Origin of the sequence: Streptomyces sp. NPDC005775, from assembly GCF_042871565.1 — a bacterium.
GTDB lineage: Bacteria > Actinomycetota > Actinomycetes > Streptomycetales > Streptomycetaceae > Streptomyces.
In genome coordinates this window covers 59,241-74,885 of the sequence record NZ_JBIAIU010000019.1, presented here as the reverse complement: position 1 = coordinate 74,885, position 15,645 = coordinate 59,241, and the positions used below count along the sequence as shown (strand labels likewise).

12 protein-coding genes are annotated in these 15,645 nt (G+C 73.0%); 5 read left to right on the top strand and 7 right to left on the bottom strand.

All coding sequences use genetic code 11. From position 1 onward, the window contains the following. The 3 genes from ACFYPA_RS33500 to ACFYPA_RS33490 all read right to left on the bottom strand — a co-directional run bounded on the left by ACFYPA_RS33500 (position 1) and on the right by ACFYPA_RS33490 (position 5,320). Complete coding sequence (locus ACFYPA_RS33500; protein WP_389136153.1) at positions 1-2,595, bottom strand: discoidin domain-containing protein; 2,595 nt, start codon at positions 2,593-2,595, stop codon at positions 1-3. Between the two features lie 167 nt (positions 2,596-2,762). Beyond that, complete coding sequence (locus tag ACFYPA_RS33495; protein WP_359085263.1) at positions 2,763-3,878, bottom strand: pyridoxal-phosphate dependent enzyme; 1,116 nt, start codon at positions 3,876-3,878, stop codon at positions 2,763-2,765. A gap of 53 nt (positions 3,879-3,931) precedes the next feature. Then, entirely contained in the window at positions 3,932-5,320 is a 1,389-nt protein-coding gene (locus tag ACFYPA_RS33490; RefSeq protein ID WP_359085264.1) for a glycoside hydrolase family 18 protein, read from the bottom strand. Positions 5,321-5,594: 274 nt separating this feature from the next. Here ACFYPA_RS33490 and ACFYPA_RS33485 point away from each other — a divergent pair, with 274 nt between their 5' ends. The 5 genes from ACFYPA_RS33485 (at position 5,595) to ACFYPA_RS33465 (ending at position 10,701) form a co-directional block, all read left to right on the top strand. Then, a complete protein-coding gene (locus ACFYPA_RS33485; protein WP_359085265.1) occupies positions 5,595-6,347 on the top strand; it encodes a GntR family transcriptional regulator in 753 nt (250 codons plus the stop codon). Positions 6,348-6,600: 253 nt separating this feature from the next. Then, a complete protein-coding gene (locus ACFYPA_RS33480; RefSeq protein ID WP_359085266.1) occupies positions 6,601-6,801 on the top strand; it encodes an SPOR domain-containing protein in 201 nt (66 codons plus the stop codon). A 94-nt stretch (positions 6,802-6,895) separates the two neighbouring features. Then, entirely contained in the window at positions 6,896-7,300 is a 405-nt protein-coding gene (locus ACFYPA_RS33475) for a (deoxy)nucleoside triphosphate pyrophosphohydrolase (RefSeq protein WP_359085267.1), read from the top strand. 175 nt (positions 7,301-7,475) lie between these two features. After that, positions 7,476-7,904, top strand: a complete 429-nt coding sequence (locus ACFYPA_RS33470; protein ID WP_359085268.1) for an ATP-binding protein — start codon at positions 7,476-7,478, stop codon at positions 7,902-7,904. A gap of 232 nt (positions 7,905-8,136) precedes the next feature. Further along, entirely contained in the window at positions 8,137-10,701 is a 2,565-nt protein-coding gene (locus tag ACFYPA_RS33465; protein ID WP_359085316.1) for a SpoIIE family protein phosphatase, read from the top strand. Positions 10,702-10,713: 12 nt separating this feature from the next. Here the strand turns inward: ACFYPA_RS33465 and ACFYPA_RS33460 are convergent, their stop codons facing one another. From ACFYPA_RS33460 to ACFYPA_RS33445, 4 genes are all read right to left on the bottom strand, one after another. After that, positions 10,714-11,427, bottom strand: coding sequence for a PspA/IM30 family protein (locus ACFYPA_RS33460; protein WP_359085269.1), 714 nt, complete (start codon positions 11,425-11,427; stop codon positions 10,714-10,716). 88 nt (positions 11,428-11,515) lie between these two features. Continuing rightward, a complete protein-coding gene (locus ACFYPA_RS33455) occupies positions 11,516-13,660 on the bottom strand; it encodes a TPM domain-containing protein (RefSeq protein ID WP_389136203.1) in 2,145 nt (714 codons plus the stop codon). A gap of 64 nt (positions 13,661-13,724) precedes the next feature. Next, positions 13,725-14,192, bottom strand: a complete 468-nt coding sequence (locus tag ACFYPA_RS33450; RefSeq protein WP_389136147.1) for a hypothetical protein — start codon at positions 14,190-14,192, stop codon at positions 13,725-13,727. Positions 14,193-14,376: 184 nt separating this feature from the next. Beyond that, complete coding sequence (locus ACFYPA_RS33445) at positions 14,377-15,579, bottom strand: family 1 glycosylhydrolase (protein WP_359085271.1); 1,203 nt, start codon at positions 15,577-15,579, stop codon at positions 14,377-14,379. Positions 15,580-15,645: the final 66 nt, after the last annotated feature.

Genomic DNA, 15,645 nt, shown 5'->3' with positions numbered 1-15,645 from the left:
CTACGGCTGCGTGACCCTCAGCTCCCGTACGCCCGTCGGCTCGGCCGCGTCCCTCGAGTGGACGGTCACCCGCACCTCCCGGGCCACCGACCCCGCCCGGTACGGCTGCCAGTCGCGGCCGTCGCGCGAGGTCTCCAGGCGGTACGAGGCGGGGGCCACGTCCGTCCACTCGGGCGCGATACCCGTCACCGGGGCCGCCCGCCCCAGGTCCACCGTGAGCGTGCCCGCCTGCCCGTCGGGGGACCAGGCCGTCGCCGTACTGCCGTCGACCGCCGCGGCCGCGTACAGGCCGGGCGTCTCGGACGTCGCCGTCGCCGGGCGGCAGCGGGCCGCGTCGGTGGTCGGGGTCAGGTCCGGGCGGCGCGTGGGGAGGGTGAGGGTGCTGGACAGGGAACGGGGGCCGGACGGGGTGTGGAGGGTGAAGGGGGCGCCCGAGGTGAGGCGGACCCGCGTCGTCCGGGGGCCGATCGCGAGGTCGTACGTACGCCCGCGGTAGTGCAGGCCCGTCAGGTTCACGCCGTCGCGCAGTTGCGGCGGGAGCATCGGGTCCAGCCGCACCCCGTCCTCCCGCAGCCGCAGGCCCGTCAGTCCGTGCGTGAACACCTGGAGGAACCCGCCCTTGCCGGTGAGGAAGTCCTCGGCCGGGAAGCCGGAGAGCGGGTCCTGCGCGCCGGCCTTCGCGCCGCGCGCCTCGCTGAACAGGGCGTACGGGCCTCGCATGAAGGGGCGCACGGCACGCTGGAGGTACGTGTACGTGGCGCAGCCCGGCTCCCCGATCGCGGCCGCGTCGATCGCGTGGACCGAGTCCGTCATCGCAGGGCCGTCCGGATCGGTGTGCGCCGCGTAGTAGTCGAGTGTCGAGGCGGCCGCGCCCGGCTCCATCGGCCATTCCAGGGGGTAGATCAGCAGGACGGTGTCGGCCTGCTTGATCGTCGAGCCGTCGTATCCCGCGTACTGGAGGTAGAGCTTGCGCTCCGCGTCGTACGGGATGCGCAGGCCGTCCGCGACCTCGGTCCACTCGGCGGGGGCCGGATGCCCGAGGAGCTGCGCCGCGCGGGTGGCGTTGCGCAGGGCGGTGGCCGCGACGGCGTTGGTGAAGACGCCGTCAGTGACGCCGTTGCTGTACTCGTCCGGGCCCGCCACCTCCTTGACCGAGTAGCTGCCGTCGTCGTTCGCGGTGGCGCGCGAGGCCCAGAAGTCCGCGATGCCCCGGAGCAGCTGCCAGCCGTGGCCCGCCAGCCAGTCGCGGTCGCCGGTGGCCAGGTAGTACTGCCAGACGGCCAGCGAGACATCGCCCTGGAGGTGGTTCTGGGTCACGCAGTGCGGCGGGTTCCAGCTCTGGCACTCGGACCAGAGGTTGCCCCTGCTCGCGCTCGTCCACGGGTAGAACAGGCCATCGAATCCGAGCTTCTCGGCGTTCGTACGGGCCTCGTCGCGGGTGCGGTAGCGGTATTCGACCACCGAGCGGGCCAGTTCGGGCCGGGTGGCCAGCAGCCCCGGGTACATCCAGGTCTCCGCGTCCCAGAACACCATGCCCGCGTAGTTGTCACTGGTCAGCCCGGCCGGGGCGATGCTGTCGCGGGAGCCGGTGCGGGTGGAGGCGAGGAGCCCGTACTGGGCCGAGCGCAGCCACTTCTGCAGGTCGGGGCTGCCCGGCACGGACACGTCGGCGGACCAGTCGCGGCGCCAGACGGCGGCGTTCTCGGCGAGGACGGCGGGCCAGCCGCGCCGTGCCGCGCGCCGGGACGCCTCGCGCGCGGTGGTGCGCGGGGCGCGCGAGGTGAGCGCGGTGTCGACCCCGACGTACTTCAGATACGTGTACGTGCGCCCGGCGCTCACCCGGGACGCGTGCCCGTTCACACCCGCCGGGCGCACCGTCTGCACGATCGCGCCCGCCGTCCCCGTGCCCCGGGTGCGGAACGTGCCGTCGTCCTCCAGCGCGATCCGGCGTGCGCCGCGCGGGTCGAGCCGCCCGGTGACCGTCGCGGTGCCGGTCCAGTGCGGGGTCATCCGCAGCCGTACGGCACCGGTGTGTACGTCGGACCGGTCGGCCAGCACCTCGTACGTCAGGTCGGTCGCGCGCCCGTCGGCCGTGGTCCAGCGCAGCGACGTCACCACCAGCCCGCAGCGCAGGAACACCGTCTGGCGGTACCGGGAGATCCGGCCGGCCGGGGTCGCGGAGCCGTACGTCTCCCCGCCGACACGCACATCGAGGTTCGTCCAGCTCGGCAGGGCGGCGACCACCTCGCGGCCCGCCGCCAGGTCCTCCTCGCGGCCGTACAGCCCGGAGACGAAGGCCCCGTCGTAGCGGGGGGTGTACAGCGGCCAGCCGGTCTTCTCCTCGCGCTCGGCGTACCCGGCACCCGCCGCCGGTACGCGGTGCCCGAGGTACCCGTTGCCGACGTACGGGTCGTAGCCGGCGGCCTCGCCGTACGTGGTGGACGTCAGGGCCCAGGCGGGGTCCGTGTCCCGGCCGCAGGCCACGGTCGCCGGGGCGGGGGGCGGATCGGCCGCGGCGGACGCGACGGGCGGCAGCGGCGCGATCAGGGCGCACGCGACGAGGGACGTGAGGAGAGACGTACGCGAAAGGCTCACCGTACGAACGTAGGGAGGCGGGCGCCGTGCGGCCGGGCACGGCGCGCGGGTGAACGGTTGACGCGCCGGCAGGCGACCGCTCGCGTCCCCTCGGACGGCGAGCTCCGGCACGCGACCGGCGCGTCCCGTCAGGCGGCGAGATCCGGCACGCGTCCGCTCGCGTCCCCTCAGGCGGCGAGCCCCGTCTTGAGGCCCGCGCCGCACAGCGGTACGACGACGCTGCGGTCCGTCCAGCCGCCCACCGCCGCCCAGCAGGCCACGCCCGTCGTCTCCACGTAGAAGCCGCGGGCGGCCAGATCCCTTTGAGCCGTGCGGATCTGATCCTCGGTCACGGTCAGGAAGGTGCCGCCCGACTCCCGCACCGCCGCCAGGATCGCCCGGGCGCGGGGCGGGCGCGGGATGGCGATGCCCTCGGCGAGGGTGGGGGAGGGGGTGTCACCGGCCGGGGGGTCGAGGAGGCCGTCCGCCCCCGCGTGGAAGGCCGCGGCCAGCGGGGAGACGGCCTCGGCCTGGACGGCGATCAGCGCGGGGCGGGTGTCGATCAGGCCCTGCGCGAGGAGTTCCGCGGTGGCCAGGGCGGCGCCGAGGAGCAGGGTGCCGTTGCCGACCGGTACGGCGATGGCGTCGGGGAGCCGGCCGCCGAGGTCCTCCCAGAGCTCGTACACGTACGTCTTCGTGCCGTGCAGGAAGTACGGGTTGAAGACGTGCGAGGCGTAGAAGGTGCCGGGGGCGTCGGCGGCGGCGCGGGCCGCCCGCGCGGTCGCCTCGCGGTCCCCGGGGACGATTTCCAGCCGTGCGCCGTGGGCCCGGATCTGCTCGGTCTTCTTGGGCGACGTGCCCTCGGGGACGTACACCGTGCAGGGCAGCGCGGCACGGGCGCAGTACGCGGCGACGGCCGTGCCGGCGTTGCCGCTGCTGTCCGCGACGACGCGCTCGGGAGCGAGGCGGCGGGCCAGCTCGGCGAGCATCACGGCGCCGCGGTCCTTGAAGGAGAGCGTCGGCATCAGGAAGTCGAGTTTGGCCGAGACCGTGCCGGTGAGCGGCACGAGCGGCGTGCGGCCCTCACCGAGCGTGGTCGCGGGGGAGGAGAGCGGCAGGACTTCCTCGTAGCGCCACAGGGAGTTGACCCGGCCGGGCAGTTCACCGGCGGACAGCGGGCCCGGGCTCTCGAAGTCCAGGTCCCACGGGCCTCGACAGACCGGGCAGCACCAGGCGAGCGAGGTGACGTCGGCACGGGTGCCGTCCTGCGGGCAGCGGTAAGTAGTGGCCATGGCGGCCAGCATGCCAGCGGGGCGGCCGCGGTGTCGCGGCCGCCCCGGGACAGTCCTCAGCGCCTCTAGCGCCGGTCGAGTCCGCGGTCGACGGCGGTCATCAGCTCGCCGTCCTCCGTGTCGCCGTCCAGCGACCAGAACATCGCGCCGCCGAGCCGGTGGTCGCGGATGTACGCGGTCTTGGTGCGCAGCACCTGCGGGTCGTCGTACGTCCACAGCGTGGTGCCGTCGAACAGCCAGGCGCTGCCGTCGCGGACGTTGCGGTGGACCTTGTACGTACCGGATTCGGCCAGCTTCTTCAGGGCCTTGTAGTCCTCGTAGCCGGCTGCCCAGGTGGCGGGGGCGGGGGCCGCCGCGGGTTGGCCGAGACCGTCGCCGCCGCCGGTCACACCGGTCCAGCCCTGGCCGTAGAACGGCATCCCCATCACGAGCTTGCGGGCCGGGGCGCCGCGCTCCCGCCAGGCGCGCACGGTCTGGTCGACGCTGAAGTCGCCCTTCGCGTACAGCGCGGACTGCTGTGCGGTGGTCTTCTCGCCGGAGACGTGGAAGTCGTAGCCCTGGAGGTTCACGAAGTCGAAGTCCCGCATGATGCGCGGGACGTCGAAGCCGGCGTCGATCTTCTCGGGGGACGTGGGCACGAACGCCGAGAGGTCGTAGTGCTTGGGCTTCGACCCGTGGTGGCCGCCCTTGCGGGAAGCGGCGCCGGACTTGGCGTACGCGTCGAGCTGGACGCGGAACTCGTGCACCAGGGCGGTGAAGTTCCGCTTGTCCTCCGGGCGGTACACGGTGTCGGAGTCACCGGCGGATCCCGGCCATTCCCAGTCGATGTCCACGCCGTCGAACAGACCCGCCGCCGCGCCCTCGCCGCCGCGCGTCCCGTCCACCGGAAGGTTGCCCTTGATGTACAGGTCGATGCACGAGGAGACGAGGGCCTTGCGGGAGGCGGCGGTGCGGGCCGCGTCCGAGAAGTGCGTGGACCAGCTCCAGCCGCCGAGCGAGATCATCACCTTGAGGCCCGGGTGCTCGGCCTTGAGCTCGCGCAACTGGTTGAAGTTGCCCGCGAGGGCCTGGTCGTCGGTGTCGGCGACGCCGTCCACCGAGCCCGCGGCGTCCAGCGGGCGGACGTAGTCGGCCCAGGCGTCGGCCTCGCCGGGAACGTTGCCCGTGAAGCACTTGCCGTCGGCGCTGACGTTGCCGAACGAGTAGTTGATGTGGGTGAGCTTGGCCGCTGTGCCGCTCGTCTCCAGGTCCTTGACCTGGAAGTCTCGTCCGTAGACGCCCCATTGGGTGAAGTAGCCGACGCGCTTGTAGTCGGGCGCGGAGCCGTGGTGGCCGCCCTTCCCGCGGTGCTCGTCGCCGTGGCCGGTGGTGGCGTCGGCGGCGGGGGCGAGGGTGGCGGCCAGCGAGAAGGCGCAGGCGGCAATGGCCAGTCCGGACAGGGTTCTTCGACGCATGAGGCCCGTTCCTGTACGTGTGCTGAGGCATGTGCGGAGGTGTGTGCGGGGAGGTGCGTGCCGTGCTGTGTGGAGAGGAAGCTATTGGTCTGGACCAAACGAGGTCAAGGGGTGCGGCACACCGGAACGGCGGAGGGTGTTGTGGCGGCCGGGACGGGATATGCGCAGGCCGACGGCGAATCATCACTTCGAGTGAAACTCTGGCCCGTGCTTGCGGTCTGGAACCGACGGTTGCGACGCTGTTGCGGTCTGTCAACCTCTTGGGGAGTGGCCTGTGACTTTCGGTGAGCAGCCGGCCTATTTGCGCGTTGCGGGCGATCTCAGAGAGAAGATCGTCAACGGTTCGCTGCCGCCGCACACGCGCCTGCCGTCGCAGGCCCGTATCCGCGAGGAGTACGGGGTCTCCGACACCGTCGCGCTGGAGGCGCGCAAGGTGCTGATGGCCGAGGGGCTGGTCGAGGGCCGCTCCGGCTCCGGCACCTATGTGCGCGAGCGCCCGGTCCCGCGCCGGATCGCCCGTTCCGGCTTCCGTTCGGAGGCCGGGGCCAGCCCGTTCAGGCAGGAGCAGACGGCGGAGGGTGCCCGGGGCACCTGGGAGTCCCGGAGCGAACAGGAGGGTGCGAGCCCGGAGATCGCCGAGCGGCTCGGGATCGAGCCGGGTGATCGCGTGATGCGTACGCGCTACGTGTTCCGGGACGGCGGTGAGCCGATGATGCTCTCCACCTCCTGGGAGACCCTCGCGGTGACGGGGCGCACGCCGGTGATGCTGCCGGAGGAGGGCCCGTTGGGCGGCTGCGGGGTGGTCGAGCGGATGGCGGCGATCGACGTCGTGGTGGACAACGTGGCCGAACAGGTCGGCGCGCGCCCGGGGCTGGCGGAGGAGCTCCTGGCGCTCGGCGGGGTGCCGGGTCATGTGGTGATGGTGATCGAGCGGACGTACTACGCGTCGGGCCGCCCGGTCGAGACCGCCGACGTGGTGGTGCCGGCCGACCGGTACCGGATCGCCTACCACCTTCCGGTCCGGTGACCCGCTGCGTGTGACGGCTTGTCATGTCCCGCTCCTCGCGCCCCTGTCGGGGCCCGGGTGAGCGGTGAGCGGGGCTGGGGGCGCATCCTTGTGGATGCGCCCCCAGTGCGTTGGTCCGCTCCTGGCCGGATCCGTATCTCTTTGTGCAATTACGCATGCGTTGAGTAAAGGTCAGGCGTAGGCTCGGGCATATGCGTACTGCGGTTTCCTGGGGATCCTTACAGACGTGCACGCCGTTCAGGGGAGGGGCGCAATGCTCGGGAGGGACACGATGAGCGACAGCGGTGCCGTGCTCCCTTGGCTGGTGATACGGCAGGACGACAACGGCAACCGCTACCGCGTGGGCAGGTACGCCACGCAGGACGAGGCGCAACGGACCGCCGACAAGCTGCAGGACCGCGGCCACAAGCAGCTCTACTGGGTCGAGCGCGTGGGGCAGACCGCCCGCCCGTAGTGCGCCCCCTCTCGGGCCCGGCCGGCCTCTCGGTGCCCGTCCGCCCTCCCGGCGCCTGTCCGGGCACCCGTGACGGGGCATTACGCTCCGCACCATGACCGAACGTGTGGTGGTGGCCGGAGCCGTCTACGACCGGGGGCGGCTGCTGGCCGCGCGCCGCAGTGCCCCGCCGGAGCTGGCCGGACGCTGGGAACTCCCGGGCGGCAAGGTGGAGCCGGGGGAGAGCGGCGAGCAGGCGCTCGTGCGTGAACTGCGCGAGGAGCTGGGCATCGAGGCGGAGCCGCTGGAGCGCGTCCCCGGCGAGTGGCCGCTCAAGCCCGGCTACGTGCTCCACGTGTGGACGGCCCGGCTGGTGTCCGGTGTGCCCGAGCCGCTTCAGGACCACGACGAGCTGCGCTGGCTCGGACCGGGCGAGAGCGGCACGGTGGACTGGCTGGAACAGGACCGGCCCGCAGTGGCCGAAGTCGTACGCCGGCAACCCGGCGGCGCACACCGCTGAGCGGAGCGCCCGGCGCGGGGCCCGTGCGCCCCCTCTCCCTGCGCACAGCCGTTCGTGCGCGCACCCCTACACCCGTACGCCCCACGTGTCGACGCAGGCGGTATTTCATCCTGAATTCCGGGTATGTGATGTTTATCCCCCTCATTCAGGACGTTCCCGTTGCTGGCCCTGGGAAGTGAACGGCGTGATCGATACCGAAGGCGACAGCGCGGAGTGGAGCTTTCCGGCGGTGCCGGGCGCCGTGCGCTCGGCACGGCACGCCGTCCACGAGGCGCTGCGCACCTGGGAGCTCGACGCGGCCGTCGGCGATGTGGCGGTCCTGCTGGTCAGCGAGCTGGTGACCAACTCCATGCAGTACACGGCAGGTCCCATCGGGGTGCGGCTGGTGCGCCCCCGCCCCGATGGTGAAGGCCCGGCGGCCCACCCCGGTCTGCTTGTGGAAGTCTCCGATCCGCTGCCGGATCCGCCCACCGAACGTACGGCTGGACCCGACGACGAGGGCGGCAGAGGACTGCAGCTCGTGGCCTGTTCGGCTCGCCGTTGGGGGACCAGGCGCGGAAAGAGCGGCAAGACGGTGTGGTTCGAGCTGGCCCTGCCTGGTTAGGAGTGAGGTGGGAAGAACGACGATCACGGCAGCTCGGCCGGATTCGGCCGATCGGAACCGGCGTCGGAATCGGCGGTCGGAATCTGGCCGAAACGGACTGAGACCGTGCTGTGATCGTGAACGCCGTGTCGGTAGGGGCCGTAGTGCTGAATACTGCGGGCAGGACCGGTCCGGTGTGTGAGCTGGAGGGGACGGTCGCGTGAGCGAAATACCTGGGACAGCGGGCGACGTCGTGTGGCAGAGCAGTCCGCCTGGCTCGATCTACGACTACATCAGGGTCGCCTCCTTCTCGATCGGCCCCGATGGCCTGATCGAGCAGTGGAGCCGCCGGGCCGCCGGCCTCTTCGGCGTTGCCGCTGCCGAGGCCGTGGGCATGGACCCGGTCGAGGCCTTCATGCCCGCCGAGCTGCGCCGAGGCGGCCACCGCCGGATCGGCGAGGTGCTCGACGGCAAGGAGTGGACGGGCCTGGTCCCGTTCCGGATGCCGGGCGAGGACGCCGTGCACGGGCTCGCCGAGATCTATGTGATGCCGAGCGAGACGGCGACGGGCGAGCGGGCCGCGGTCTGCATCGTCGTGGACGTCCGCGCACTGCGCCGCATCGAGACGGATCTCGCGGCCTCGCAGGCGATTTTCGGCCAATCCCCGTTCGGCTTCGTACTGTTCGGCACCGACCTCACCGTGGTGCGGTCCAACGAGCGCTTCGCCACCGTCTTCGGCGGCCGGGCGGACGACCACCGCGGCCGCACGGTCCACGACTACCTCGCCGGCGCGGAGGCGGACCGGCTGACGGCCACGCTCGAACGCGTCCTGGCCACCGGTGACTCCGTCACCGACCTCCAGCTCGTCGGCACCGCCCCCGGCGACACCGAGCGCCGCCACTGGTCGATGAACCTCTACCGGGTGCACAGCGGCTCGGGCCGCCCCATCGGCATCGCCGGACTGGCCACCGATGTGACCCGGCGCCACATCGCCGCCCGGGAAGCCGCCAGCGCCCGGCGCAACCTCGCCCTCCTCAACGAGGCGAGCGCCCGCATCGGCAACTCCCTCGACCTGGAGACGACCGCCCGCGAACTCCTCGACGTCGCCGTTCCCGGCTTCTGCGACCTCGCCTCCGTCGACCTCTACCAGGCCCTGCTCACCGGTGAGGAGACGCCACCGGGCAGCGGGGGCTCCCCGCGCCGGGAAGCGGTCGGCGGCTCCGCCGAACTGCGCCGCGTCGCCTTCGCCAGCGCCGTGTCGGACGCCCTGCCCGACGTCCCGGACCCCTCGCCCGACGACGGCCCCCACACGGCCGACCGCCCGCCCGCACTCGGCGCCGTGCACCGCTACTCCTTCGGCTCGCCCTGCGCCATCGCCCTGCGCACCGGCCATGTGGAGGACGTGCCCGGCGACGACCGCGGCTTCGTCCAGTCCACGCTCGCCGTGCCGCTGGTCGCCCACGACACCGTGGTCGGCCTCGTGCGGTTCTCCCGGACGAAGGGCAGCGAGCCGTTCGGTGAACGGGACCGCGCCCTCGCCACCGAACTCGCCGCCCGCGCCGCCGTCTGCATCGACAACGCCCGCCTCTACCGCCGCGAGCACGAACGCGCGCTGATACTCCAGCGCAGCCTCCTGCCCCCCGGCGACCCCGAGGCCGCCGGTCTCGACATCGCCTGCCGCTACCTGCCCGGCAACACGGCGACCGAGGTGGGAGGCGACTGGTTCGACGTGATCGAACTCCCCGGCCACCGCACCGCCCTCGTCGTCGGCGACGTCATGGGCCGCGGGCTGCGCGCCGCCGTGGCCATGGGCGAGCTGCGCACCGCGGTACGCACCCTGGCCCTCCTCGACCTGGAGCCCGCCGAAGTGCTCTCCGCACTCGACGAGGTCGCCCGGGGCCTCGGGACACCCGGCGCCGGCACCTCGGCCGATGCGGGCGGCGGCGCCCAGTGGCCCTCGCGGGCCGCCCACAAGTCACGCGAGGCGGACCTCTCCGAGGTCTACCTGGCGACCTGCGTCTACGCCGTCTACGACCCGGTCACCCGGCGCTGCACCTTCGCCAACGCCGGGCACCTCCCCCCCGTCGTCGTCGAGCCGGGCGAAGCCGCGCTGCTCCTCGACGTACCGCCCGGCATGCCGCTCGGAGTCGGCGGCGAACCCTTCGAGGAGGTCGAGGTGGAGCTCAAGGAGGGCGCCCTGCTCGCCCTCTACACCGACGGTCTCGTCGAGTCCCGGGACCATCCCCTGGACGAGGGCCTCGAAGCCCTGCGCGGAGCCCTCGTCGAACCGGCCCGGCCCCTCGAGGACGTCTGCGACCACGTACTCAGCTCGCTCGACACCCGGCACGGTGAGGACGACATCGCCCTGCTGATGGCCCGTATCCAGGGGCTGCCGGCCGACGCCGTGGGCGACTGGCGGCTGCCCCGCGAGCCCCGCTCCGTCGGCCGCGCCCGCGAACTGGCCCGCGGCCGGCTGATCGCCTGGGACCTCGACGACCTGGTGGACACCACCGAACTGCTGGTCAGTGAACTGGTCACCAACGCCCTGCGGTACGGCGAGGGCGAGATCCGGCTGCGACTGCTGCGCGACCGCACCCTCGTCTGCGAGGTGTGGGACGCGGGCCTCGTCCAGCCGCGGCGCCGGCGCGCACGCGACACCGACGAGGGCGGCCGCGGACTCCAGCTGGTCGGGCTGCTGAGCGCGGCCTGGGGATCGCGCCGGACACCGCGCGGCAAGACCGTCTGGTTCGAACTCCCGCTGCCCGACGGACGGCCGGCCGCCGAGCGCACGGTGGAGGAACTGCTCAGCATGTTCTGACCGCGGCCCCTGTCACGAAGAGGTCTTCAGCGCGGCGAGGCGGGCCTCCACCTCGGCGCTGTCGCCCAGCGAGTCCAACTGCTCGAACTGGGCGTCCAGCGACGAGGCGGCGAGTTCCTGCTTGCCCAGCGCCTTCGCCTCCTCGCGCCGCACCTTGTCCTCGAACCGGCCGATCTCGCTGGTCGGGTCCAGCACGTTGATGCTCTTGACCGAGTCCATCATCTGGTTCTGGGCCTGGGCGGACTTCGCGCGGGCGACCAGCTCGTCACGCTTGGACTTCAGCTGGGTCAGCTTCTCCTTCATCTGGTCCAGGCCGGACTTCAGCTTGTCGACCACCTCGGTCTGGGCGGCGATGGTGGGCTCCGCCGTCCTCGCCTCCTTCTCCGACTGGAGCTGGCGGCCGAGCGCGACCTTGGCCAGGTTGTCGAACTTGTCGGCCTCCGGCCCCGATCCGCCCGCCCGCAGCTCATCGGCCTTGCGGCTGGCGGCCAGCGCCTTCTCGCCCCACTCCTTGGCCGCCGCCACGTCCTCCCGGTGGTCCTGCTCCATGAGGCGCAGATTGCCGATGGTGGCGGCCACGGCCTGTTCGGCCTCCGAGATGTTGGCCGTGTAGTCGCGGATCAGCTGGTCCAGCATCTTCTGCGGATCCTCGGCCTGGTCGAGCAGCGCGTTGATGTTGGCCTTCGCCAGCTGGGTGACGCGTCCGAGGATGGTCTGCTTGGTCATGGCACCTCTCCTGTGTCTCCGGTCGTGCTGCTCTGCGGGGGATGTGTACGGGTACGGGCTCGGTACGGGGCGGGGAGGACGGGCCTGTTCAGAAGCGGCCGCCACCGCCGCGCCGGCCGCGCGTCCCCCCGCCGCCGAAGCTGCCGGGCCCGCCGCCCCCGAAGCCGCCCCCGCCGCCGAACCCACCCCCGAAGCCGCCGCCCCCGAACCCGCCTCCGTAACCGCCGCGTCGGCCGCCACCGCCCAGGAGCCCGCCGAGCAGGATGCCGCCGAGGACCGCGCCGCCCGTGCCCCCGCCCGCCCCACTGCCCGGCATCCCGCCACCGCCCCCGTACGCGCGCACGTCCTGTTCCGCGAGGCCGCGCGCCTCACCGGCCAGCGCGTCCGCGCGCTGCGCCTCGGCCAGCGCCGCCTGCGGATCGCCCGACCCGGCCAGCTCACCGGCGCGCTCCAGCCGCCGCTGGGCCTCCGCCAGCCGGGTCCGGGCCTGGCTGCCGACCGCACCCCGGTGGGTGGTGACGTAGTCGGCGGCGGCACCGATCGCCGACCGCGCGGTGAGCATCGACCGGTCGAGCAGGGAGCGGGCCCTGCGGTTTCCCTGCTCCTGCTCGCGCGCACCGGCCAGCGCCTCGTCCAGCACCGCGTCGGCCTCCTCCACCCGGCGCAGGGCGTCGATCGGGTCGTACGCACCCGCTTCCAGTTCCTCCCGCACATCACGGACCACGGCCCGCGCGCGGGCGATCCGGCCGCGGAGGTCGGCGGTGGACACGCCCTCCGTCGTCCCCTCCAGCAGCCCGCCCGCGTCCGCCAGGTCGGTCTCCGTCTCGGTGAGCGCGGCCGGCAGCCCGGCCGCGGCCTCCTCCAGTTCCCGCGCGCGCCGGTCGACCGCTTCGACGAGCGTGGTCGCCTGGCCGACCGCACCCTCGGTGGCCCGTACGTACACCGCCGCCTTGGCGTGGTCGCCGCCGTCCACCGCCTGCCGGGCCTGGTTGAGCGACGACGTCGCGAACACGAGCCGGTCCTTGGCCTGCTCGATGTCGGCCGCGACGGGGGCCGACGCCGAGTCCACGTAACGGCCCCGCAGAGTGGCGAGCGTGGCCTGCGCGGCGGAGACCCGGCCGGTGAGCGAACGGAACGCCTTCTCGGCGGCCGCCAGCGCCTGCGGGGCGTCGCGCTCCAGTTCCCGCAGCCGGTCGAAGTCCTCGGAGACCTCGTCCAGCCGGGCGTTCGCGTCCGCGCAACGGCTGATGATCTCGTCCAGCATCCGACGGCGCGTGGCGTCGTCCTCCGGGAAGGCGTCGTCGAGCTGCTGGCGCAGGCGGAACGCGGCCGTCAGCTCCCCCTTCGCGAAGGTGACGGCTTCGGTGAAGGGGGCGGCGGCCGCCTCGCCGAACTGGGCGGTGGCGAAACCGAGTTCCTCCTCGCTGGTGCGGACCGCGTCGTCCGTGTCGACGAGCGTCTCCTTGGCCCGTGCGTCGAGGTCCGGCAGCGGAGTGGGCGGCTGCCCCGGCTCCCCCTGCCCGGCTCCGGCCGGTCCCCAGCCGGTCGCGCCCGGTGTCGTACGGGTGGTGGCGCGCCGCCTGCGCCGGGTGAACGCGTACGCGGCGACCGCTGCGACCCCGCCGACGAGGACGATCGGCAGCACCAGGTCCCCGGCACTCGTCCCGCCGGAGCTCCCCGCGCCCGGGTCGGCCGGCCCCGGCGTGATCGCCGGGGCGGGCACGGGCGCACCGGCCAGTACGGCGGAGTAGCCGCGGGCGGCCCCGATCGCGGCGCCCGCCCAGTCGTTCTCCTTGAGCGCCGGCTCGATGGCGGTGCTCGCCACGTCCTGGAGCTGTGCGTCGGTGAGACGGGAGTCCTGGTCGACGGAGTACGCGTACTGCCGGTCGTGGGTGGCCACGGCCAGCAGCACGTCGTCGCGGCCGAGCCCGTTGCGGTTCGCCGTCTCGTCGGCCCAGTCCTGCGCGGAGCGGCCGGAGAAGTCGCGGACGTAGGCCACGAAGAGCTGGATGCGGCGCTGGTCGTAGAGCTGGTCGAGCGCGGTGACCACCTGGCCCTCGCGGTCCCCGAGCGCGCCCACCCGGTCGGTGATCTGTCCGTCGCGCGACAGCGTGATGGGCCCCTCGGCGTGAGCGGTGGGCGCGGGGCTGAGGGCCAGCCAGCACACCGTCAACAGCACGGCGAGCAGGGCCCGGCCCGGTATGAGGAGCCGGGTTCGGCTCGTGGGCGGCATCACGTCTGCGAGGCTATGGCTGCCCCGGGGGGCCCGCGACCCGGCGAGGGGACCGCACCGCGAGTCACGGCGGATCCACCTCCCCGTCGTACAGGCGCATCCGCCACCAGGCCCGGCTCCGCCACGGATGTGCGGCGGCGTGCGGGCAGGGGAGCGTGCGACGCAGCAGCCTGCGGTCCAGTCGGGTGACGAGCCGGGCCAGCTCGGCCCGGGGCCGGCCCGGCAGCAGGACGAGCACCTCGGCCAGAACGTCCCGTACGTGCGTCACGTCGTCGAGCGCGCAGCCGCGGCAGGAGCACTGGGCGAGGCTCGGATACAGGGTGCGCCCCGGGCGGGCGAGGAAGCGCCGGTAGCGGTAGAGGGCGACCTGGGTGGCGCCCGGGTGGACTTCGTACAGGTCGGACTCGTACTCCACACGCCGGATGGCGGCGCTGGTGGCGAGCGAGAGCGAGCTGATCCTTCCCGGTTCGCACAGCCATACGGGCGTACGGTTCGGGGCGGCGCGCAGCGCGCCGGGCCGCTTACGCGGCATGTGCCTTTCGGCAGGGCGATGTCATGCCGGCCATCCTGCCACGGCTCACGGGCGAGCAGGGGGCAGACGACCCGCGGAATGAACAGAGCCGGTGGCAACGGTCGTACGGGAGCCGGCGGAGGTCAGGTTCCGCCGGCTCGCGCACGGGCGGGAGTCGTCAGGAACTCCCGGTCGGGGGTGCCGGTCAGCCGGCGTCGCGCGGCAGTGTGCGGGTGCGGCCCATCTCGCCCAGCCAGACGGCGGACGGCTTCGGCAGCCGCTCGAACGTCTCCGGGTTCCAGCCGATGAGGCCGAAGGCGGGCGCGTAGGAGCCCCACTCGTAGTTGTCGAGCGCGCTCCAGGCCAGGTAGCCCTGGATGTTGAGGCCGTCCTCCAGCGCGGAGGCGACCTCGTTCAGCGCACCGGTGTAGTAGTCGACGCGGCGGCTGTCGACGTCCGTGGCGATGCCGTTCTCGGTGACGATCAGCGGCATGCCGGGGCCGACGATGTCGGCGGTGTGGCGCAGCGCGTAGCCGACGGCGGAGGGGTAGTACTCCCACTGCGTGAGGGTGCGCTCGACGTCGTCCGCCGTCGGGATCGGGCCGTCGGTGCCGATCATGGTCCGGGTGTAGGACTGCACGCCGATCCAGTCGTCTCCGCGGGCGGCCTCGATGAAGACGTCCTCGCGGGGGTGGCGGTAGGCCGCGGTGACCTCTTCGGCGCCGGGGAGTGCCTGGTAGACCTGGTTGGCGACGGTCCATCCGACCTGGATGCCGGCGTTGATCGCCTTGACCTCCTTGACGGCCGCGTGGTGGGCGGCGATCACGGCCACGGTGGTCTCGTCGTCCGGGGTCGGCAGGCCGGCGGGCGGGAAGCCGATGTCGCCGCGCTTGGCCTGGCCCGCCATGACGGCGATCATGTTCGGCTCGTTGATGGTGCAGACGTGGCTGACGCCTTCGGCGATGACCGGTGCGCAGGCCGCGACGTAACGGGCGAACAGCTCGGTCGCGCCCTCGGAGGTGAAGCCGCCGCGGGCCTCGAACCACTGGGGGACGGTGAAGTGGTGCAGGGTGACCATGGGGCGCAGGCCGCGCTCGATGGCGCCCTCGACCATCCGGCGGTAGTGGGCGAGCTCGGCCCGGGAGAAGCGTCCCTCGACGGGCTCGATGCGGGCCCACTCGATGGAGAACCGGTAGTCGGTGAAGCCCAGTCCGGCCAGCACGTCCATGTCCTCGTGCCAGCGGTGGTAGCTGTCGCAGGCGTCCAGGCTGGGCTCCTGGATGTGGGTGCCCGCGGTGTGCTCCTTGACCCACCAGTCGCTGTTGGTGTTGTTGCCCTCGATCTGGTGGGCGGCCGTGGAGGCGCCCCACAGGAAGCCTTCGGGGAACGGGACCTGGGTGTGCGTCATCGCAAACTGTCTTTCTGGTGCGTGTGAGGGGGTGGCCGACGGGGCGGCCTCGTGCGTGGGGGTGCG